This is a genomic window from Oscillibacter sp. (assembly GCF_028693505.1).
GTDB lineage: Bacteria > Bacillota > Clostridia > Oscillospirales > Oscillospiraceae > Oscillibacter.
Genome location: NZ_JAQUVF010000007.1, coordinates 56,417 through 77,533 on the forward strand (window position 1 = coordinate 56,417; position 21,117 = coordinate 77,533).

A 21,117-nucleotide genomic window follows, 5' to 3' on the forward strand; every position below is an offset into this window, starting at 1 on the left:
TATTGATTTAAATTTCCCCAGCCCCCGGGTTGGAGCATAACGAGGTGTTTTTATTGGGTATTGAAAAATACAGGGTCCATGAGGTGGCCAAGGACTTCGGCCTATCCACCAAGACCATTACAGAAATTCTGACGAAATATGTGGCCGCGCCGAAGAACCACATGCAGGTTCTCACCGACAATGAGCTGTCGATCATTTTCGACTATCTGACCCAGCACAACCAGGTCTCCGGCATTCAGGTGATTTTTGCGGACACCTATCAGGAAAAGGCGCAGACGGCCCAGCAGGCGGCTTCCGCTCAGCAGACGGCCCAGCAGGCGGCTCCCGCCCAGCAGGCGGCTTCCGCCCAGCAGACCGCTCCCGTCCAGCAGGTTGCTCCCGCACAGCACGCAGCACAGCAGCAGGCATTTCCCGCTCAGCGGACGGGCCAGCAGACCACCCAGCAGCCCACCACCCGGGTCCCGCAGAAGAAGATTGTGGACACCCGCAAGGGCGGCGACGTGAACCTTGCCAAGTACGACGAGCGGCTGGAGACCCTTGGCGGCGAGCGCGGCGAGCGGATGCAGCAAAAAAGCGGCAAGGAAAAATTCCGCAGCAACAACCAGCGCAAGGGCGCGCCCACCTTCTCCAACAAGCGTCGGCAGGACGAGGCGGATAAGATGCGCAAGCTCCAGCTGGAGATCGCCAAAAAAGCGCCTGTGAAGGTCCAGATTCCCGACGAAATCAGCGTGGGCGAGCTGGCCAGCCGCATGAAGAAAACCGGCGCCGAGGTGGTCAAGAGCCTGATGAAAAACGGCATCATGGCCTCTTTGAGCCAGCTCATCGACTTCGATACCGCCGCCATCATCGCTGAGGAAATGGGCTGCAAGGTGGAAAAGGAAGTCGTCGTCACCATTGAGGAAAAGCTGATCGACGATCACGCGGACCGTCCCGAGGACCTCTCCCCCCGCGCGCCGGTGGTGGTGGTCATGGGCCACGTGGACCACGGCAAGACCTCTTTGCTGGACACCATCCGCAACACCTCTGTTGCCTCCGGAGAAGCCGGCGGCATCACGCAGCACATCGGCGCCTATCAAGCGCAGGTGAACGGCAAGCCCATCACCTTCCTGGATACCCCGGGCCATGAGGCATTCACCTCCATGCGTGCCCGCGGCGCCATGATTACCGATATTGCCATTTTGATGGTCGCCGCGGACGACGGCATCATGCCCCAGACGGTGGAGTCCATCAACCACGCCAAGGCGGCAAACATTCCCATCATTGTGGCCGTCAACAAGATCGACAAGGAAAACGCCAACCCAGACCGCATCATGCAGCAGCTGACCGAGCACGGTCTGATTCCCGAGGAATGGGGCGGCGAAACCATTTGCTGCAAAATTTCCGCCAAGAAGAACATCGGCATCGACAACCTGCTGGAAATGGTCACGCTGACCGCCGAAATGCAGGAGCTCAAGGCCAACCCTAACCGGGCGGGTCAGGGCACCGTGATCGAGGCCCGTCTGGACAAGGGCCGCGGCCCCGTGGCAACGCTTCTGGTCCAGAACGGCACGCTGAAGCAGGGCGACGTCATTATCGCGGGCACGTCCGTCGGCCGCGTGCGCACCATGACCGATTATAAGGGCAACCGTCTCACCGAGGCCGGTCCCTCCGTCCCCGTGGAGATTGCGGGCCTTTCCGAGGCGCCCTCCGCCGGCAGTCCCTTCTTTGCCGTGGTGGATGAACGCATGGCCCGGGAGCTGGTGGAACAGCGCAAAACCGAGGTGCGGCTCAATGCCGCCGCGCCCGTGCAGAAGGTCTCTTTGGAGAATCTCTTCGACCAGATTCAGGCCGGCGAGCGCAAGGAGCTGGCCCTGATCGTCAAGGCCGACGTGCAGGGCAGCGTGGAGGCCGTCAAGACCTCTTTGGAAAAGCTCTCCAACGACGAGGTCAATGTCCGGGTCATTCACGGCGGCGTTGGCGCTATCAATGAGTCCGACGTGATGCTGGCCGCCTCTTCCAATGCCATCATCGTGGGCTTCAACGTCCGTCCGGACGCCGCCGCCCGGGACGGCGCCGTGCGCCAGAACGTGGATATGCGGATGTACCGCGTCATTTACGACTGCATTGACGAGATTGAAGCCGCCATGAAGGGCATGCTGGCGCCCAAGTTCCGCGAGGTCGTTCTGGGCCATGCGCAGATCCGTCAGACCTACAAGGTCTCCGGCATCGGCACCGTGGTCGGCTGCTACGTGCAGGACGGCAAGATCGTTCGAGCCTGCTCTGTACGGGTCGTGCGGGACGGCATCGTCATCCACGAGGGCCAGCTGGCCTCCCTGAAGCGGTTCAAGGACGATGCCAAGGAGGTTGCGGAGAACTACGAATGCGGCATGACCGTGGAGAAGTTCAACGACCTCAGAGAAGGCGACATCATTGAAGGCTTTACCATGGAGGAAATTCCCCAGTAACGCAAATACTAAGGGGCGGCGAGAAGTCGCCGCCCCTTCCCTTTTTACCAAGGCAATTGTGCCAAAGGAGGTATTTTATGGCCAGCAATCGAATCGGCCGCATCAATGAGGAAATTCAGCGGGAGCTGAGCGACCAGCTCCGCCGTTTAAAGGACCCCCGGGTCTCCGGCACGGGGATGGTCTCCATCACCCGGGTGGACACCACCGGGGACCTGCGCTATGCCCGAGTCTATATCAGCGTATTGGACAAGTCCCAGGAAAAAGACGTGCTCAAGGGTCTCAAGTCCGCCTCCGGCTTTCTGCGGCGGGAGCTGGGCCGCACCTTGCAGCTGCGCTATACGCCGGAGCTGCAATTCATTGCCGACGACTCTATTCAGCACGGCGCTCACATTCTGGAAATTTTGCGCCGGGTGGAAAAGGATGACGAGAAGCAGGGCGGAGACGAGGCGCAAGAATGACCATGCTGACCGTTCTTGATACCGCCGCGCTGCTGCGAAGCTATGACAATGTGCTCATTTTGACCCACGTCCGCCCGGACGGGGACACCGTGGGCTGCGCCGCCGGACTGTGCGCCGGACTGCGCGCGCTGGGTAAGCGGGCCTTCCTGTTGCCCAATCCCGGCCTGACGGACTCCACGCAGCCTTATTTCGCGCCCTTCGCGGCAAGCATCGATTTCATGCCCGACAAAGTTGTCTCCACGGACATCGCCACCACAGGGCTGTTTCCCGAAAACGCCCTCCCCTACGCGGGCTGTGTGGACCTTGCCATCGACCACCACCCCTCTTTCGAGCGGTTTGGCCGGCACAATCTCGTCCGGCCGGAGGCCGCCGCCTGCGGCGAGGTACTCTATGACGTTCTGGCGGCGCTGGGACCCATTACACCGGAGATGGCGCTGGCACTCTATGTGGCCGTTTCCACGGACACCGGCTGCTTTTCCTACGCCAACACCACCGCCCACACCCACGCGGTGGCCGCCGCGCTGCTGCGCACCGGCATCGACTACAAAACCGTCAACAAGGTGTTTTTCCGCACCAAGACCCGCAAGCGGATGCAGCTGGAAGGCGCCATGCTCTCCGGCGCGGAGTTTTACGATCATGAGCGGATCGCGATTTTGTCGGTCCCCCTCTCCCTGATGGCGCGTTTAGACGCCACCGAGAGCGACGCCGAGGAGCTTTCCTCTCTGGGCGGTCAGATCGCGGGAGTGGACTGCGCCATCACCATGCGGGAGCTGCGCGCAGACGTGTGGAAGCTGTCCGTGCGCACCGGCGAGCGGGTGAATGCCACGGCGGTGTGCCAACAGCTTGGCGGCGGCGGTCACGCGGCGGCAGCCGGGTGCACCATCCAGGCCCCCTGGGCGGAGGCCAAGGCGCGCATACTCGCCGCGATTGCGCAGCTCGTACCGGACTGCGCGATGTAAAAAGGAGAACTATGCCAAACGGAATCCTCATCATCGACAAGCCCGCCGACTGGACCAGTATGGATGTATGCGCCAAGCTGCGCGGCATTCTGGGGGAAAAGCGGGTGGGCCACGGCGGCACGCTGGACCCCATGGCCACCGGCGTCCTTCCCGTATTTGTGGGACAGGCCACCCGGGCCGTGGAATTCGCGGAAAATGGCCGCAAGGAATACGTGGCGGGTCTCCGGCTGGGGCAGACCACCGACACGCAGGATGTCACCGGGCGGACGCTGGAAACGCGGCCCGTTTCTTCCCCTCGCGCCGACGTGGAGGCCGCTTTGCTTCGCTTTTTAGGGGAGATTGAGCAGATTCCCCCCATGTATTCCGCCATCAAGATTGGCGGTCAAAAGCTCTACGATCTGGCCCGGAAGGGGCAGGAGGTGGCCCGCAAGCCGCGCCGCATCACCATTTACGAGCTGGAGCTTTTGCGTCAGGAGAGCGAGACGGATTTTTCTTTCCGCTGCGTGTGCTCCAAGGGCACCTATATCCGCACCCTCTGCCACGACGTGGGGCGCGCCCTTGGCTGCGGCGGCACGCTTTTTTCCCTGCGCCGCACCATGGCGGCGGGCTTCACACTGGATAGCGCCGTCACCCTGGCGGACGTGCAGGCGCAAGGCGAGGCGCTTTTGCTGCCCACGGACACGCTGTTTCAGGCGTATCCCCTTCTGCTGTTAAGCGCAGATCCCGTGGAAAAAAAGGTCCGCTGTGGGAATCCCATCATGCTGCCCGGCACGCCGGACGGCACTTACCGCGTCTGCGGGCAGGATGGCACGTTTCTCTGCCTTTCCCGTGCCGAAGGCGGCACGCTGACTTCTATCAAGAATTTCTTTGGAGCGTAACGATATGTCCATGAAGGAAAAAGTCATTGCCCTTGGGTTTTTCGACGGGGTCCATCTGGGCCACGCCGCCCTCTTGCGGCGCACGGCGGAGGAAGCCGCCGCCCGCGGCGTCACGCCAGCAGTCTTTACCTTTGACCGTCCCCCCAAGGAGGTGGTCACCGGGATTCCCTGCCCCCTCATCAACTCCCCGGAGGACCGGCGGGCGCTGGTTTCCCGGCTGTACGGCATCCGGGACGTCATCATGGTCCCCTTCGATCAGGAGATGATGACCACGCCCTGGCAGGCGTTTGTCACGGAAATTCTGGTGGGCCGCTACCACGCCGTCCATCTGGTGGCGGGGCACGATCATCATTTCGGCCATAAGAATCAGGGCTCCCCGGAGCTGCTGGTTGAAAAGTGCCGGGAGCTGGGCCTTGGCTGCGATATCATCCCTCAGGTGGAGGTGGGCGGCATCGTCGTCAGCTCCACGTACATCCGCCGTTTGGTGGAGCTGGGGCAGATCGAGCGGGCCAACCGGTTTTTGGGCCATCCCCATGTGCTGACCCAGACCGTGCGCCACGGACGCCGTCTGGGCCACACCATCGGCATCCCCACCGTCAATTTGACCGCGCCGCCCCACGTTTTGATTCCCAGCCACGGGGTCTACGCCACCCGCGTCACGCTGCCCGGCGGCGACAGCTATGCCGCTGTCACCAATGTGGGCACCCGTCCCACCGTGAATAACGGCACGGACATCACCGTGGAAGCGTGGCTGCTGGACTTTGAGGGCGATCTGTACGGCCAGACCGTTCAGGTGGAATTTTACCGCCGCCTGCGGGACGAGGTCCGTTTCGACTCTCTGGACGCGCTGAAGGGCCAAATCCACGCCGACGCGGAGGCCACCCGCCGCTTTTTCGCGGACTCCGCAACCTAAAAAGACCCGGTCGGCGTTTCCGCCGACCGGGTCTCTTGCGTCAATTCAAATACTTCGCGGCAAGGGCTTCCACCCCGTCCGGATTTTTCAGCACCCACGCGTCAAAGCGCTCTCCGCTCTGGGCCACGGTCTTTCCCAGCTGCGCCAAAAAACCGGGGATCTCCGTCTCCAGCATGGGACCCAGTTCCCTTCCCATGGTCTCCCGGCCCTGACGGCCGTCGCCGCTTTCATACAGCACGAAGGCCGGTTGGGGCTTGCCGTCCACCAGCTTGACCCCGCCCCGCAGCCCCAGCGCGCCCGTTTGATGGGTGCCGCAGGAGGAGGGACAGCCGGAGATGTGGATCTGGGGCAGCGCCCCATCCGGCAGCTCCGCCGCCCGGACCGCCGCCACACAGGCTGCCAGCAGGGCCTGCGAATCCCGGGTCCCCACCTGACAGGTAGCGCCGCCGATGCAGCAAACGGAGGTCTCGAACAGGCTTTTGGCGCCATCGGCTGTCAGCGCCAGCATTTTTTCCGCCTCTTCGCCGTTGAGATTGATGAGATACGCCGTCTCGTCCGGCGCAAGGCGCATCTCCGCGTCCGGCATCTTACCCAGCGCGTCGCTGACGGCGCAAAGCGTCTCCAGATTCGGCTGCCCGCCGATGGGATGCCATGCAACCGTATAAAGGCCCGCCTGCTTCTGGGGGATGACTCTCGGCCCGCCCACGACAATCCCGTCGCCGGTCTTTTCGACGGGCCGGGGCGCTGCCGTCAAGTCCAATTCCTCGCCGGAGGCAAATACCTCCGCAAGCTTCACCCCATACGCCTTGGCGTACGCCGCCGCTCCGCCCAGCGCCTCCTGCATGTAGCGGGTGCGGGCCTTGCCCCGGTTTTCATAGTTGCCGTAGGCGCGGAAGGTGAGCCACATGGCCTTGATATAATAGAGGATCTTTTCCGGTGCCACCCCCTCCGCCACAAGAACGCCAAAGCGGGGATTGTTGCCAAGGCCGCCGGCGCTGTACACGTCAAACATCCCGTCCGGCCGGGCCGCGAAGCCCAGGTCCCGATAGGTGGCGTGGGTCACGTTTTCAGGCGAGTTGGAAAAACCCACCTTCAGCTTGCGGGGCATCTTCTCCGCCTTGATGAAGGACATGAGATACTCCCCCGCAGCCTCCGCCCATGGCATGACGTCAAAATACTCTCCCACCTCCACACCGGAGAGCGGCGAGCACATCACGTTGCGGGGAAAATCTCCGCCGCCGCCCATGGTGACGATACCGCAGTCCAGCGCCTCTTCCATGATGGCGCACAGGGAATTTTGTTCCAAGTCGTGGAGCTGGATGCTCTGGCAAGTGGTAAAATGAGCCCGGGGCACCCCATAGGTGCGGATGGCCTTTGCCGTGAAAGCCAGCTTCTCCGGCGTGACGCGGCCCGCCGTCATCCGCAATCGCAGCATACTGGCGCTGCCGCCCTTTTGTGCATAACTCCCGTACAGTCCGGAAAAGCCCTTGTAGGCCGCTTTATCCAGCGTTCCGGCATAGAAGGCGGCTGTTTTCTCCCGGAAAGCGGGCAAATCCTGTTTCCAGCTTTGCGGATCGATGGTTTTCATCGTAAAATCCTCTCTTTCGTCTGGTTTGGACAATCGCTTTATTTTATCATGTCCCTTCTTTTCTGCCAACCACTCTTGACAAATTTTTTTCATTCGATACACTTGGATTGTTCGTTTATAAAGGAGTAACCCCATGAAACAGTTAAAATCCACCCTTATCATTTTTCTCTCGCTCCTGCTGCTGAGCGGCTGCGGCACCCCGGCTGCGCCGGAAGTGCCGGAAGCACCGGAAGCTGTCACTGCCTTCACGGACGCGCTGGGCTATTCCGTATCGCTCTCCTCCTGGGACCGGGTCGTCTCCCTCTACGGCAGCTTTGCCGAGGTCTGGACGCTCGCGGGCGGCAAGCTGGTGGGAACCACCAGCGACGCGCTGGAGGAGCGGGGGCTGGACGTGGGCCCGGACGCCGTCGTGGTAGGCTCCGTGAAGGAGCCGAATCTGGAGGAGATTCTTGCGGCCGACCCGGATTTCGTCATTCTCGCCGCCGACATTGCCGCTCAGGTGGACCTGCACGACGCGCTGACCCAGGCGGGCATTCCCCACGCCTATTACCGCACCGATACCTTTGCGGAGTATCTCTCCATGCTGGGCCAGTTCTGTTCCCTCACCGGGCGGGACGACCTGTATGAGCAAAACGGGCTTTCCGTGCAGCGCCAAATTGACCGCGTGCTGGACGCGGTACAGGACCAGCCCCGGCCCAGCGCCCTGCTGATCCGCGCCTACACCACCGGCGCCAAGGCCAAGGGGGACGATAATCTCGCGGGCGTGATTCTGCGGGATCTGGGGGGAGACAATCTGGTCTCTCGGCACGAAAGTCTGCTGGAGGACATCAGTCTGGAGGAAGTGATCGCCGCCGACCCGGATTTCATTTTAGTGGCCACCATGGGCAACCAGGACGCCGCCATGGCCTATATGTCGAAAACCTTCGAGAGCAATCCGGCCTGGGCCGGACTCAGTGCCGTGCAGAACGGGCGGTACGTGCTGCTGCCCCAGGAACTGTTTCACTATAAGCCGAATGCGCGCTGGGGGGAAAGTTATGCGTATCTTGCCAAAATTTTGTATCCGGAGCTTGCCGCCGACCTCGCCTAAGGGCAAGGCGCTTGTGATTTTCCTGCTGGGAGCCATGCTGTGCGTCGCGGCGGCGCTCAGCCTGCGCTGCGGAAGTCAGGATTACTCCCTTGCCCAGCTGCTGGACGCTCTGCGCCAAGGGGAGGGCGCGCCGTGGCGCATTCTTGTCCACGTGCGCTTTCCCCGGACGCTGGCGGCCCTTCTGGCGGGGAGCGCGCTGGCTTTGGCGGGCGCGCTGATGCAGGCGGTTTTGAATAACGCCATGGCCAGTCCCAACGTCATCGGCATCAACGCCGGGGCGGGGTTTGGAGCCATGCTGGTAAGCTGCCTGCTGCCCGCCGCCGGACTGCTGCCCGCCGCCTCGTTTCTGGGGGCCTTTGGGGCAGCTCTCTTTATCTACGCGCTGGCGCGGCGGGCGGGCCTTTCCCGCACCACGCTGATTCTGGCGGGGCTGGCCGTAAGCAGCGTTCTCACCGCGCTGGTCAATCTGCTCACACTGCTCTACCCCGACACCGTGATGGGGGCCACCGGCTTTTTGCTGGGCGGCTTTTCCGGGGTCACGCTGGCGGTGGTCCGGGGCGCGGCGGTCTATCTCGCGGCAGGCGCGGCGCTTTGCGTGGTGCTCGCGGGAGACCTGAACGTGTTGCAGCTGGGGGAGGAGAGCGCCGCCAGTCTCGGACTACACGTGGAGCGGGTACGGCTTGTCTCCGTGCTCTCCGCTGCACTGCTGGCAGGCGGGGCCGTCAGCTTTTCAGGGCTTTTGGGGTTTGTTGGGCTGCTGGTGCCCCACATGGCCCGGCGTCTGGTGGGCGGGGACAACCGCTGGCTGCTGAGCGCCTCGGCGCTGCTGGGCGGCAGCTTTGTGCTCTTGTGCGACGTGCTCGCCCGGGTGCTGTTCGCGCCCTTTGAGCTGCCCGTGGGCATTGTGATGTCCCTTCTGGGCGGACCGTTCTTCCTCTATTTACTGCTACACCGGAGGGGAGGGCGCGTCTATGCTTGAATTTCGCCGCGTTGCCGCCGGATACGGCCCTGACCCCGTCCTGCATGACATTTCCTTTGCGGTTCCAAGCGGCTCCATCACCACACTGATCGGCCCCAACGGCTGCGGCAAAACCACGCTGCTGCGGGCAGCGGCGGGACAGCTGCCCCTGCAAAGCGGTGAGATTCTTTTGGATGGCAAGCCGCTGGGATCGTACGAGCGCCGGGAGTTGGCCCGCACCGCCGCCTTTATGCCCCAGGTGCGCACCGTGCCCGCCATCACCGTGGGGGCGCTGGTGGCCCACGGGCGGTTTCCCTACCTTGGCTTTTCCCGGCAGCTACGCCCATCGGACAAGGCCGCCATCCGTCAGGCCATGGAACTGACCGGCGTGGCGGCGTGGGAGGGGCGGGACCTGCGCGCCCTCTCCGGCGGCGAGCGGCAGCGGGTATATCTCGCCATGGCACTGGCGCAGGACACCAAGGTCATCTTTCTGGACGAGCCCACCACCTATCTGGACCTCGGCCACCAGTTCCAGCTGCTGGAGCTGATTTCCGCTCTCAACCGGCAGGGAAAAACCGTGGTGATGGTCCTTCACGATCTGGCCCATGCCCTGCGGTACAGCGATCAGATTCTTCTGCTGGAGCGCGGGGAAAAGGTCCTGTGCGCTTCTCCCCGGGCCGTGTACGAAAGCGGCGCGCTGGAGCGGGTGTTTGGCGTGCGGGTCCATCAAGCAAGCGGCACCTATTACTTCACACCGGCGGATTCCTAAGGGAACCGGGGCGGAAGGCTGCCGCCCTGTCTGATTTTTTGAATACGGCGGATGTACTGGGCTGTGGCCTCCTTCCCGGCTTGGCCCTGTTGCGCCGGGAAGGAGAAACTTGTGAAAAAATTTGTGTTTGGATTTTTGGTTGCACTGATCGGACTGGTGTTCTCGGCCTTTGGATTCATCTATGCCATCATGCATCCCGGTACCTATAACAATATCGGCGGGCTGTTGGGCTCTTTGCTTTGCGCGGATTTGCTGACGCCCTTTATCGTTTCCATGGCCGTCATGATCGCGGGCCTCGCGATCTGCGCCTATGAAGCGTACCGGGGAAACTGAGCGCTTGACCGGCAAAAGGGCGGCATTGTTTCAAAAACAATGCCGCCCTTTTCTGCTGTTTGAAGGGCTGCCGCCCCTTTTTTCAGATCAGCGCCACCGTCAGCCAGATAAGTCCGATCCCGGCGGCCCCCATCACCGTGTACACCGCCGGGCTCAGCTCCCGCCAGGTCCGGCTGAGTCGGCCGTGATCCCCCACGGCGTAATTCCGGGCCACACGGCGGGCCTCCTCCACCAGCTCCCGGGCTGTGACGCCTTCCCCTGCGGCATCGTTGCGCACAATAAAGATCGCCTGCTCAAAAAAACGCTGGTCCGGCGAATCCACCACGACCACTCTTCTGGAAATACCTTTCACCATCCGACTCATGCCTCCTTCGTTGATAGTCTCATTTTTCCGCGGAGCGGGTGAATTTATACCACAAATGGTTCGCCTTCCCGGGCCTTTGTGCAAGTTTTCCCACGCTTTCCCGCAAACAGGGCAATTGAAAGCGGGCGCATCGCCATTTTCCGGCGATGCGCCTTTCTTTCAAACGCTCTCTCCCTTTTCCGCAGCTCTGTACAAAACCTGTATGCCGCAGTCGTCTTGCAGGTGCTCCCGCCGGATGCTCTCCGCAAGGATCAATCCCGCCAGCGTCTGGGGGTCCTCCCCCTCCCAGCCCGCCAACAGGTCCAACAGCCACTCGTCTCGCCCGGAGTCCGCCACGCCGTCGCTGATCATCACCGCAAAGCCGCCGGGATCCAGCGAGACCCGGGTCACATCCGGGGTGGCAGGCGCGCCCCGCAGCCCCGCAGGCAGACTGCCGCCCGTGACACGGCGGACCGTTCCGCCCTTTTTGAGATAGCTGGGGGCCGCGCCGAACTTATAGAACGCGGTCTCTCCGGTGGCGGCGTTGCAGGTGCAAAGATCGATGGTGGTGAAGCTGCCGGTCTCCGCTCCCCGGAGCGCCATGGCCGCGTTCAGCGTTTTGAGCGCCGCCTCCGCCTCAATACCGGCCTCCAGAAACTGGCGCAGCAGCCGACAGGTGAGGGCGGACTTCTTCCGGGCCGCGTCTCCGCTGCCCATACCGTCCGCCAGCAGCAGGCACCACAGGCCATTTTCCGTTTGGAAGGAGACCACGGTGTCCCCGCAGACGCTCTCGCCCTCCTTGGGGCGCAGCGCCGCTCCCACCCGGCAGGCAAACGCCGCCTGACCGGATACCGCCACCGCCTCTCCCAAACCGGCGGCGGTGGCCGTCAGCAGCTCGGAAAGCTGGGCATACTGCCCTCTGGCGCTGCGGCGGGTCTCCTCCAGCTGGCGGCGGTACTGCCGCCGCAGCAAAAAGGCGGACAGCTCCCCGTTGATGGCCGTGATAAAATCAGGCAGGTGGATGCACCGGTCGGAAAAATAACCGGGGAAATCCTTGGCCATGGCCCGTCCCCGCTCCAAGAGCATGGGCGTTGCGTCGTTGAGCGCGTTGAAGGTGCCGGTATACTCCCGCTGCCAGCACAGATCGCACAGCGCGCAGCTCCGGCAGATTTTTTCCGCCGCCCGGTCAAAGACGATGGCGGGATTTTCGTCCGAGGATGGCGCGTTGTTTCGCCCCATGCACTCGTATACTTCCCGCAGCGCGCCCGCCGCTCGGGTCAGCTGTTCCTTTAACCGGTTTGGCATGGCAGAGACGCCCTCCCCGCTCTCCGGCCGCCGGACCCGCTTGCCGCCAAACAACCGCCCCGGCAGCAGCAAAAAGAGTCCCGCGCCCACAACACTCTCCAGCAGCAACGGCTGGGCCAGCGGGTCCCGGGCTGGCAGCAGCGCCGCAAGCGACGCCGCCAAAAACGCCAGCGCCGCGCTGGAGCGCCGCTGCCCCATCCGGCTTCCCGTCAGCAGCCCCGCAAGGCCGAACCCGGCAGTGAAAATGCCGCTGCCCGTCCCCGCGCAAAGGTCCGCCGTGAGACCAAGCCCCAGCCCCGCGGCCGCGCCGGTCACCGCGCCCCGCTCATAGGCCGTGTAGGCCAGCAACACGCAAAGCAGTATCCGCCCCACGGAAAGGCCCAGAATCTCCAGATCCTGCAGCGCCAGCAGCAGCGCCGCCGAAAGGAACAGCACGCTGTTCACGTCTGGACGATCCTCCTGGGGCTGGAGCAGCGGCTGGAAAAACCAGGCGGACGCGCCGGTAAGGCTTACCGCCGCAAGGCAGGACGTGAAGTGCTCCAGCGGGGAGAGGGACTGCGCCACATAGATGCCGCTCACCGCCAGAGAGAGGAGCGCCGCCGTCAGGGACATCCCCCGCCGTCCGGACAGGACGCGGCTTCCCTGAAAGGCGGTTGCCGCCGTCAAAATCAGGACGCCGGCAGCCAGAAACGGCAGGGCGTCTGCAAATCTCATAAACAGCAGCGCACCGACCAAGGTTCCCGCCAGAGCGGCGGCTCCGTCCATGCCCGGTCCCGCAGCCGCCACGCAGCCCAGAGCAAACGGCGCATACTGCCCCGGGGTCTGGCTGGCGGTGAGCGCCGCCGCCAAAAAAAGCCGGATGCCCCAGCCCAGCAGCCGCGCCGACTGCTCCCGTTCCAAAGTAATCTGACCGAATCGCACAGCCTGTCCCTCCAAATTTCACGGTTTTCCATATTCTACCTTTCTCTTGAAAAAAATCACGTCGGGAAATGCATGGGCCTTCATTTCCCGGCAGGGAAGGTGGACATTTTTTAAGGGCCATGGTATGATAACTGCAATCTGTTAAAAACGGAAAGGACGGCACCTTATGCGTATTGGAACCGTGGAGATCAACTCGCAGCTGGCGCTGGCGCCTATGGCCGGGGTGACGGACGTGGCCTTTCGCCAAATCTGCGCCGAGCTTGGCGCAGGGCTTACCTGCACGGAGCTGATCTCCTCCAAGGCTCTTTGCTATCACGATCAAAAGACCTTTTCCCTGCTCCAGCAGTTTCCCGGGGAGCATCCCGCCGCCGTGCAGATCTTTGGCAGCGACCCTTCTTGCATGGCGGAGGCCGCCGCCCTTGCCATCGCCCACACCGGGGCCGATCTTCTGGACATCAACATGGGCTGTCCCATGGGGAAAATCGTCAACAACGGCGACGGCGCGGCATTGATGAAGGACCCGGACAAGGCCGGGCGCATCATGGAAGCCGTGGTGCAGGCGGTGTCCGTGCCGGTGACCGCCAAGTTCCGCCGGGGCTGGGACCTTGGAAACTGCAACTGCGTGGAATTTGCCAGAGTGCTGGAGCAGGCGGGTGCCGCCGCCTTGGCGGTCCACGGGCGCACCCGGGCGCAGATATACGGCGGAACGGCGGACTGGAACTGCATCCGGAGTGTGAAGGAGGCCGTGTCCATTCCCGTGATCACCAACGGCGACATCTGGAAGCCGGAGGACGCCGTCCGCATTTTGCAGCATACGAAGGCCGACATGGCCATGATCGGTCGGGGGTGCTTCGGCAATCCGTGGCTGTTTCAGCAAGCGGAAGCGGCGCTTGCCGGCCGCCCCATTCCACCCCTTCCGCCGCTTGCCCAGCGGTGCGACACGGCCGTGCGCCAGTTTGAGCTTTCGGCCCAGGCCAAGGGGGAACGGGTGGCGGTTTTGGAGGCCCGGCGTCACTACTGCTGGTATTTAAAAGGGGTGTCCCATGCCGGCTACTATAAGGAACAAATCGTGCAGATGAACACTCTGGAGGACGTTTATCGTGTGACCAGAGGGATCAAAAGGGATTTACTATGATGCAGGAACAGCAGTGGATCGACATGGCCCGGCAGGGCGATCAGGACGCCTTTGCCCAGCTGGTGCAGCTTTATGAAAAGCGGGTCTTTGCCCTCACGCTGCGCATGTGCCGCCAGCGGGAGGACGCGGCGGAGGCGGCGCAGGAGGCCTTTCTCGCCGCCTGGCAGGGTCTGCCCTTTTTTCGGGGGGATTCCAGCTTTTCCACGTGGATCTATCGTTTGGCGTCCAACGCCTGCGTGGATCTTTTGCGGCGGGAGGGCCGCCACCGCTCCGCCGCCGGCCCCTCCCTCAACGACGAGGATGTGAACATCGACGCGCCAAGCTCTGCCCCCTCCCCGCAGGAGGCCGCCGAGCAAAAAGAACTGCACGCACAGGTGGAGGCGGGACTGCGCGCCCTCTCCCCGGAGCACCGCGAGGTGCTGGTGCTGCGGGAGATCCATCAGCTTTCCTATGACGAAATCGCCGACACGCTCTCCTTGGATGTGGGCACCGTCAAATCCCGCATCAGCCGGGGGCGAAAACAGCTGCGGAAAGTTCTTGTGGAAACTGGGAACTTTTTCTCGCGCCCTTCGTCGAAAGAATCAGGAAAGGAGGGCTGCAAATGAAAGACTGTACGGAATACGCGGCCCTGCTGGACCTGTATGTGGACGGTGAACTCTCTGCGGAGGAAATGGAACCCGTCCGCGCGCATCTGGCCGTCTGCCCGGGCTGTCAGGCCTATGTGGACGACGCGCTGGCCATGCGCGCTGCCTTCCCCGAAGTGGAAGATGCGCAGGTCCCGGAAAACTTTACTCAAACCGTTATGGCAGCCATTCAAAAAGTCGGGTCGCCCGCGCCCGTGAAGCCGAATCGTCCCCACCGCAAACCCATGTGGCTCAAAACGCTGGTGCCGCTGGCTGCCTGCGTGGCCATCGTGGTGCTGGTGCAGCAGGGGCCATTCCGTGCCGGCACCGGCGCCGACACCAGCGCCGCCCCTGCCGAAAAAGCGGCCCCCGAAGCCGCCATGTACTCTGCCGCTGATTCTGCGCCAGAGTCTCCGCAGCCCCCCCAGACCGGCGGCAGCGGAACCGCCGAGGACAGCGGCGCCCCGGAGAGCCTTAGTCCCCGCCTTTCCGCCGCGAACGGTCCGGAGGCTGCCCCCACGCTGACGCTGACCGCTGAGGAGGCCGGAGCGCTGCTGGCGGCATATTCTCCCGTTCAGGAAACGGACACCGCCCTTTACTACGAGCTGACCGCGTCGGAGTTTGCGGCGCTGTTCGACGCCTTGGAGCAGTCGGGGGCCCTTCTCGCCGGGGTCTCTCCCGTGGAAAACGGGGAAAGCGCCTTTGTCACCGTTTTGAAGTAAGAAAAGTCCGGCCCGCAGCCGAGCGCCATACGGAAAAAGACGATCCGAACCAAGTGTACTTGGTTCGGATCGTCTTTGCCTGCCACCCTCGTCCACCCTGAAACGGGAAGTGGATACGCTTCTTTTATGCAGACTTTCATCTATTTGACAGCAAACTCCGCCGCCAGATAGCGGGTTTTTCCCATTTTGTCTCGCAGCTCAATTGTCAGGCGGTAATTTCCAGACGCTAAGCGCGTGCCGTAGCCATCATATTTTTGAACCATACTGGCCTCAAAACCAGTTTGGTCATGCCCGCCAATCGCAAGGCTGTTGCTTATATGGGCCGTCTCCCCTCTTTGGCAACGCAGTCCATACCATTGACCGTCCAACAGTCTCTCCAAATGTGCAAAGGGTTTTGAATCCTCATCCACCAGTTGGTAGACATCTTCGGAATTGATCGCAATCTTATAACGGAGCGTATATCCCCGGAATGGAGACCAAGTGGGGTCCTCCATGGAAAGGCGGAAGCCTTCCACCTGATTCACCGGATAGGAGATGGGTGCCCCCAGCGCCGGATACTCCGCTGTGACACGCAGAGTCAGCCAAACCGCACCGGCGCAAAGGGCAATCAGAATTGCCAAAACCAGCAGCCCCCGGCTTCGTTTCATAAAAATGTTCTCCTTAACGTTTGATTTCTCTTTGTATTCAATTATACAATTGGAATATGCAAATAGCAAGCGTATGAACGTCCGCCCGTTCAGCACGCTCTTTTGGACGGCCCCAGCTCGTTTTTGGCGGCTCGTTTTCCGGTTTCCTTCTTGCACTGCCCGGATTTCTATGGTATACTCTTTCCCGACAGGTGCCATCTCCCTGTCCAAGCGTCCGCTTGCGGACGTTCGTTCGGCGCTCCACAAACCAGGTGGAGGTCGTTCTCTAAACAAAAAAATGGAGGTTGTGCAGGACCTTTTTCTGCGCAGTTTGCTGCGATGCATTCAAAACCTCCGAAGAAGGAGGCTTTTTTTATGTCCATTTCCCGTTCCCTGATTCGCCGTCTCACCACTGCCGCTGTCATCGCGGCCGCCTATGCCGCCCTCACGCTTTTCCTCCCTATCCCGCAGTACGGCGGCGTGCAGCTGCGCGTGGCGGAGGCCATGACCGTGCTGCCCTTCCTGTTTCCGGAGGCGGTCCCCGGCCTTGCGGTGGGCTGTTTCCTTGCCAATTTGCTGGGTTCTCCCTACGTGCTGGACTGGATCTTCGGCACGCTGGCAACACTCCTGGCCGCGCTGTGGACCTCCCGGCTGAAAAACCGCTACCTCGCGCCTTTGCCGCCGGTCCTCTGCAACGCCGTGATTGTGGGCGCGGAGATCGCCTACTTCTCCGTGCTGGACGGGGCGGCCTTCCTGCCGGCCTTTGCTCTCAACGCCGTGACCGTGGGGCTGGGCGAGGCGATTGCCTGCTATGCGCTGGGGCTTCCCCTCCTGCGCTGGCTTTCCACCCACCCCGCCCTGCGGGGGCGCATTTCCTGAATACCGCAAAAAAGCGCTCCGCCTTTTGGGCGGAGCGCTTTCTTATGCTTTTTTACTTTGCGTATTCCACGACTTTGGTCTCCCGCAGGAGATGAACCTTGATCTGGCCGGGATATTCCATCTCTTCCTCGATCTTTTTGGCCAGGTCCCGGGCGAGAATGACCATCTGGTCCTCGCTGACCTGTTCGGGCTTCACCATCACGCGGACTTCACGGCCGGCCTGAATGGCAAAGGCCTTGTCCACACCGGGATAAGACCCGGTGATCGTCTCCAGCTGTTCCAGCCGCTTGATGTAGTTTTCCAGATTCTCACGGCGAGCGCCGGGACGGGCTGCGGAAATGGCGTCCGCGGCCTGCACCAGACAGGCAATGATGGTCCGGGGCTCCACATCGTTGTGATGGGCCTCGATGGCGTGGATGATATCTTCTTTTTCCTTGTACTTCCGGGCAAATTCCACACCCAGAGCAACGTGGGTGCCTTCCATCTCATGGTCCACGGCCTTGCCCAGATCATGCAGCAGACCCGCGCGCTTGGCGCTTTGCACATCGGCGCCCAGCTCGGCGGCCATCATGCCCGCAATGTGGGAAACCTCAACCGAGTGTTGCAGGACATTTTGACCGTAGCTGGTGCGGTAGTGCAGACGGCCCAGTATTTTTACCAGTTCCGGATGCAGGTTGCGCACGCCGCACTCAAAGGTGACGCGCTCGCCCTCGGCCTTGATGGTGGCGTCCACCTCCCGGCGGGCTTTTTCCACCATCTCTTCGATATGGGTGGGGTGAATGCGTCCGTCGGCGATCAGTTTCTCCAGCGCCAGACGGGCGATCTCCCGCCGCACCGGCTCAAAGCAGGAGACCGTGATGGCCTCCGGCGTATCGTCAATGATCAAGTCCACACCGGTCAGCGTTTCGATGGTGCGGATGTTGCGGCCCTCGCGGCCGATGATGCGGCCCTTCATCTCGTCATTGGGCAGGGGAACCACGCTGACGGTCATTTCGGCCACCTGATCCGCGGCACAGCGCTGGATGGCCTGAGCCACCACTTCACGGGCGCGGGTTTCGCACTCTTCCTTCATACGGGACTCCACCTCTTTGATCTTGAGGGCAGTCTCGTGGGTCACTTCCGATTCCACCTGAGAAATCAGATAATTTTTGGCCTCTTCCGCAGTAAAGCCGGAAATGCGTTCCAGCATCTCTGTCTGGCTGCGCTTGATGACCTTGATCTCGTCGGTCTCTTTATCGATGTCCGCATGCTTCTGGGCCAGAGATTCTTCCTTCTTTTCAATCGTCTCCGTCTTGCGATCCAGATTCTCTTCCTTTTGCTGCAGGCGATTCTCCTGCCGCTGCAAATCAGCTCTGCGCTCTTTTACTTCCTTCTCATACTCGCTGCGGTTTTTTAAAATCTCTTCTTTTGCTTCCAGCAAAGCTTCGCGTTTTTTGGATTCGGCGCTCTTAATGGCCTCGTTGATAATGCGCTTTCCTTCGTCCTCCGCGCTTGAGATTTCCTTCTCGGAAACATTTTTCCGATAGCGAATACCAAGAGGGAAGCAAATCGCGCCGCCGACCGCCAGCCCGATGAGGGCCACTATAATGGTCATGGGTTCCACGATTTGGTATTCCTCCTCTTTCGTCGGTATTGATTGGTCACTGTATTTGCAGATGGCGTCCAACTATGGATACCATCGCACACGCAGAAAATAATCGGACGGCACCCCTTTTGCCCTTCGATAATTATCCTTTTCCAGTTTAATCATTTACGGCGGCGCTGTCAAGGGAAACCCGTATATTTACTCAAAATATGCATGAACCGGGCGAGCGAGTCCCGCAAACGGCGGAATCTTCCCGCCCCGCCGCGGCTTTCCTTACAAATCGATATACGCCGCCGCCGCATACCCCACCAGATCCCCATAATGGACCACATACCACCCCTGCCACTCGCCGTAGACGGTGACGGTAGCGCCGCCGGGCATATTGGCAAGGACCGTGCCGGTGTGAGAGGGGTAACTGCGCAGATTCAGCGTACCGTAAGTCACGGACACCGTGCCAGTGGCAGGCTCCATGGGATAGATGAAGGGCAGGCCGAAAAACCGAGTGAGCGCCCGGGCCAGCTGCTGGGCAATGGCGTCCCAGTGGGTTTCAAGCCACAGGGCGTCGGCATAGTTGTCGTGGTATCCAATCTCCACCAGCACAGCCGGCGCCCGGGACAGACGCACCTCGCCAAGCGACGTGGTCTCCCGGGTGGTCACCCGACCCGGCAGCGGATAGATTTTCCGCAGTTCCTCGGCGATCAGCTCCGCCGCCTCCCGCCCCTGGGGGCTGCCGGGATAGTAAAAGGCGATGATTCCCCGATTCTCACCGTAATGACCCTCCGGCGCGGCATTGGAGTGCAGCGCCAGATAGAGGTCGTAGTAACCGCTGTTGGCCTCCCGAATGGAGGAGGCGGCGGTCATTTCGGGGCGGTTTCTCCTGTATTGAATGCCGTTGGACAGCAGATACGGCACCAGCGCGTCTGCCAGCAGGTTCATGTTGTACTCCTCGGACCCGCTGCCGGTCACGTAAGAATTCCACTCCTGTGTGGACGGACTGAGGTAGATGATGGGCATATGGCTCCCTCCTTCTTTATTCAATTTTATGGTTTTCTCTCTGGAAGTGTGATACACTGTTCCAAAGCAAATCGCGCAGGAGGACGTTATATGAAAACAGAGCGCGCTTATCCCCGGTTCACCGTCACCCCCAAGGCGGAAGCCGCCATTCTCCGGGGACATCCCTGGGTCTATGACGTGGAAATTCTCGCCGTGGAGGGCGCCGCGGAAAACGGGGAATTGGTGGATATATTAGGTAAAAAAGGACAATATCTTGGCACTGGCCTTCTTTCGGAGCAATCCAAAATCCGCGTTCGGTTGCTTTCCCGGAACGCCAATGACTGCTTTGACGAGAGCTTTTGGGAGCGCAGACTCCGCTGGGCCTGGGACTACCGAAAGTCCGTGATGGCCCCGGAAGATTTGGATTGCTGCCGGGTGATTTTCGGGGAGGCCGACGCCTTTCCCGGGCTGACGGTGGACAAGTTTCACGACCTTTTGAGCGTGCAGGTGCTCTCCTTCGGGATGGAGCAGCTCAAGGCGGTGCTGCTGGAGCTGCTGGTGCGCATCCTGCGTGAGGACGGGCAGTCCATTCGCGGCGTCTATGAGCGCAACGACGTCGCCCTGCGGGATAAGGAGGGGCTGCCCCAATACAAGGGCTGGTTCCCCCTCGCCGGAGAATCGGCGCCGGATTCCCCCCTCACGGAAATCACGGAAAACGGCATCCGGTATCTGGTGGACGTGGAAAACGGGCAAAAGACCGGCTTCTTTCTGGATCAAAAATACAACCGGCAGGCGGTGGGGCGGATGGCCCGGGGCAAAACCGTGCTGGACTGCTTTACCCACACCGGGTCCTTTGCGCTCAACGCCGCCCGGGGCGGGGCCAGACACGTGACCGCTGTGGACGTGTCCGAATCTGCCGTGGAAATGGCCCGGGCCAACGCCGCGCGCAACGGCCTTTCCGACAAAGTGGACTGCGTGGCGGCCAACGTGTTTGATCTGCTGCCCCAGCTGGAGAAAGAGCCTCGCAAATATGATTTCATCATTCTGGACCCTCCGGCCTTTACGAAATCCCGCAAGACCGTGGCAAACGCCATCACCGGTTACCGGGAGATCAACTACCGGGCCATGCGTCTGCTGCCCCGTGGCGGATATCTTGCCACCTGCTCCTGCTCCCATTTTGCCACAGAGGAAAAGTTTTTGGCCATGCTGCAAAGCGCCGCCCGGGACGCGGGCGTCCAGCTGCGCCAGATCGAGGCCCGGCAGCAAAGCTGCGATCACCCCATCCTCTGGGGCGTGGACGAGACCAACTATCTCAAATTTTACCTCTTTCAGGTGGTCTGATTTTGCTCCCCTCCCCATTTGGACAAAAAGAAGCTCCGGACTTTCGTCCGGAGCTTCTTTCAGCTTGTCTAAAAAGTCTCGCAGTGTTTGCCGCCGGAGCGGCAAAAAAATTAGAATCCGTTTTCTCCTGCGACCTGTGCGTAGGAGAAAACACTTTGCGCGAAGCGAGCGTCGAATGGTCCGCCAAAGGCGGGCATATGAGGCGCAGAGCGCAGCGAAACCCTTTGTCCAAAAAGCCCAACGGGCTTTTTGGACAG

Annotated in this window: 20 protein-coding genes; 14 read left to right on the forward strand and 6 right to left on the reverse strand. The window is 61.6% G+C overall.

Annotated features, from left to right (window positions below; translation table 11 throughout):
• Nucleotides 1–29: 29 nt before the first annotated feature.
• The 5 genes from infB to ribF all read left to right on the forward strand — a co-directional run bounded on the left by infB (nt 30) and on the right by ribF (nt 5,652).
• Nucleotides 30–2,444, forward strand: a complete 2,415-nt coding sequence (gene infB, locus PHI30_RS03475; RefSeq protein ID WP_367186327.1) for a translation initiation factor IF-2 — start codon at nt 30–32, stop codon at nt 2,442–2,444.
• A gap of 77 nt (nt 2,445–2,521) precedes the next feature.
• Nucleotides 2,522–2,902 carry a 30S ribosome-binding factor RbfA gene (rbfA, locus tag PHI30_RS03480; protein WP_300023935.1) on the forward strand — a complete coding sequence of 127 codons (381 nt, stop codon included), beginning with the start codon at nt 2,522–2,524 and terminating at the stop codon, nt 2,900–2,902.
• Nucleotides 2,899–3,861 (forward strand): DHH family phosphoesterase, encoded by a 963-nt coding sequence (locus tag PHI30_RS03485; protein ID WP_300023937.1) that lies wholly within the window; start codon nt 2,899–2,901, stop codon nt 3,859–3,861. The genes rbfA and PHI30_RS03485 overlap by 4 nt, the downstream gene beginning before the upstream one ends.
• An 11-nt stretch (nt 3,862–3,872) precedes the next feature.
• Nucleotides 3,873–4,739 (forward strand): tRNA pseudouridine(55) synthase TruB, encoded by an 867-nt coding sequence (truB, locus tag PHI30_RS03490; RefSeq protein ID WP_300023940.1) that lies wholly within the window; start codon nt 3,873–3,875, stop codon nt 4,737–4,739.
• 4 nt (nt 4,740–4,743) lie between these two features.
• Nucleotides 4,744–5,652 (forward strand): riboflavin biosynthesis protein RibF, encoded by a 909-nt coding sequence (ribF, locus tag PHI30_RS03495; RefSeq protein ID WP_300023943.1) that lies wholly within the window; start codon nt 4,744–4,746, stop codon nt 5,650–5,652.
• Nucleotides 5,653–5,692: 40 nt separating this feature from the next.
• Here the strand turns inward: ribF and PHI30_RS03500 are convergent, their stop codons facing one another.
• A complete protein-coding gene (locus PHI30_RS03500) occupies nt 5,693–7,240 on the reverse strand; it encodes a nitrite/sulfite reductase (RefSeq protein WP_300023946.1) in 1,548 nt (515 codons plus the stop codon).
• Nucleotides 7,241–7,373: 133 nt separating this feature from the next.
• Here PHI30_RS03500 and PHI30_RS03505 point away from each other — a divergent pair, with 133 nt between their 5' ends.
• The 4 genes from PHI30_RS03505 to PHI30_RS03520 all read left to right on the forward strand — a co-directional run bounded on the left by PHI30_RS03505 (nt 7,374) and on the right by PHI30_RS03520 (nt 10,387).
• Nucleotides 7,374–8,327 carry an ABC transporter substrate-binding protein gene (locus tag PHI30_RS03505; protein ID WP_300023949.1) on the forward strand — a complete coding sequence of 318 codons (954 nt, stop codon included), beginning with the start codon at nt 7,374–7,376 and terminating at the stop codon, nt 8,325–8,327.
• Complete coding sequence (locus tag PHI30_RS03510; protein ID WP_300023952.1) at nt 8,275–9,306, forward strand: iron ABC transporter permease; 1,032 nt, start codon at nt 8,275–8,277, stop codon at nt 9,304–9,306. The genes PHI30_RS03505 and PHI30_RS03510 overlap by 53 nt, the downstream gene beginning before the upstream one ends.
• Complete coding sequence (locus PHI30_RS03515; RefSeq protein ID WP_300023954.1) at nt 9,299–10,054, forward strand: ABC transporter ATP-binding protein; 756 nt, start codon at nt 9,299–9,301, stop codon at nt 10,052–10,054. Before PHI30_RS03510 ends, PHI30_RS03515 begins: the two co-directional genes overlap by 8 nt.
• A 111-nt stretch (nt 10,055–10,165) precedes the next feature.
• Nucleotides 10,166–10,387, forward strand: coding sequence for a hypothetical protein (locus tag PHI30_RS03520; RefSeq protein ID WP_300023957.1), 222 nt, complete (start codon nt 10,166–10,168; stop codon nt 10,385–10,387).
• Between the two features lie 82 nt (nt 10,388–10,469).
• Here the strand turns inward: PHI30_RS03520 and PHI30_RS03525 are convergent, their stop codons facing one another.
• Nucleotides 10,470–10,742 carry a hypothetical protein gene (locus tag PHI30_RS03525; protein ID WP_300023960.1) on the reverse strand — a complete coding sequence of 91 codons (273 nt, stop codon included), beginning with the start codon at nt 10,740–10,742 and terminating at the stop codon, nt 10,470–10,472.
• A gap of 168 nt (nt 10,743–10,910) precedes the next feature.
• On the reverse strand, nt 10,911–12,956 hold the full coding sequence (locus PHI30_RS03530; RefSeq protein WP_300023963.1) for a SpoIIE family protein phosphatase: 2,046 nt from the start codon (nt 12,954–12,956) through the stop codon (nt 10,911–10,913).
• A gap of 166 nt (nt 12,957–13,122) precedes the next feature.
• On the opposite strand from PHI30_RS03530, the gene dusB reads away from it, so the two are divergent.
• Genes dusB through PHI30_RS03545 form a run of 3 tightly spaced genes read left to right on the forward strand, consistent with a single transcriptional unit; the run spans nt 13,123 to nt 15,436 of the window.
• The gene (gene dusB, locus PHI30_RS03535) at nt 13,123–14,091 is read left to right on the forward strand and encodes a tRNA dihydrouridine synthase DusB (RefSeq protein ID WP_300023966.1); all 969 of its coding nucleotides are present in this window, start codon (nt 13,123–13,125) and stop codon (nt 14,089–14,091) included.
• A complete protein-coding gene (locus tag PHI30_RS03540) occupies nt 14,088–14,696 on the forward strand; it encodes a sigma-70 family RNA polymerase sigma factor (RefSeq protein ID WP_300023969.1) in 609 nt (202 codons plus the stop codon). Before dusB ends, PHI30_RS03540 begins: the two co-directional genes overlap by 4 nt.
• Complete coding sequence (locus tag PHI30_RS03545) at nt 14,693–15,436, forward strand: anti-sigma factor (protein WP_300023972.1); 744 nt, start codon at nt 14,693–14,695, stop codon at nt 15,434–15,436. The genes PHI30_RS03540 and PHI30_RS03545 overlap by 4 nt, the downstream gene beginning before the upstream one ends.
• Before the next feature lie 140 nt (nt 15,437–15,576).
• Here the strand turns inward: PHI30_RS03545 and PHI30_RS03550 are convergent, their stop codons facing one another.
• Nucleotides 15,577–16,083 (reverse strand): hypothetical protein, encoded by a 507-nt coding sequence (locus PHI30_RS03550; RefSeq protein ID WP_300023974.1) that lies wholly within the window; start codon nt 16,081–16,083, stop codon nt 15,577–15,579.
• Between the two features lie 354 nt (nt 16,084–16,437).
• Here PHI30_RS03550 and PHI30_RS03555 point away from each other — a divergent pair, with 354 nt between their 5' ends.
• On the forward strand, nt 16,438–16,941 hold the full coding sequence (locus tag PHI30_RS03555; RefSeq protein ID WP_300023977.1) for a QueT transporter family protein: 504 nt from the start codon (nt 16,438–16,440) through the stop codon (nt 16,939–16,941).
• Between the two features lie 52 nt (nt 16,942–16,993).
• On the opposite strand, the gene rny is transcribed toward PHI30_RS03555, so the two are convergent.
• Nucleotides 16,994–18,535 (reverse strand): ribonuclease Y, encoded by a 1,542-nt coding sequence (rny, locus tag PHI30_RS03560; protein WP_300023997.1) that lies wholly within the window; start codon nt 18,533–18,535, stop codon nt 16,994–16,996.
• 264 nt (nt 18,536–18,799) lie between these two features.
• Nucleotides 18,800–19,540 (reverse strand): N-acetylmuramoyl-L-alanine amidase, encoded by a 741-nt coding sequence (locus PHI30_RS03565; RefSeq protein WP_300023979.1) that lies wholly within the window; start codon nt 19,538–19,540, stop codon nt 18,800–18,802.
• A 90-nt stretch (nt 19,541–19,630) separates the two neighbouring features.
• On the opposite strand from PHI30_RS03565, the gene PHI30_RS03570 reads away from it, so the two are divergent.
• Nucleotides 19,631–20,860 carry a class I SAM-dependent rRNA methyltransferase gene (locus PHI30_RS03570; protein WP_300023982.1) on the forward strand — a complete coding sequence of 410 codons (1,230 nt, stop codon included), beginning with the start codon at nt 19,631–19,633 and terminating at the stop codon, nt 20,858–20,860.
• Nucleotides 20,861–21,117 lie beyond the last annotated feature (257 nt).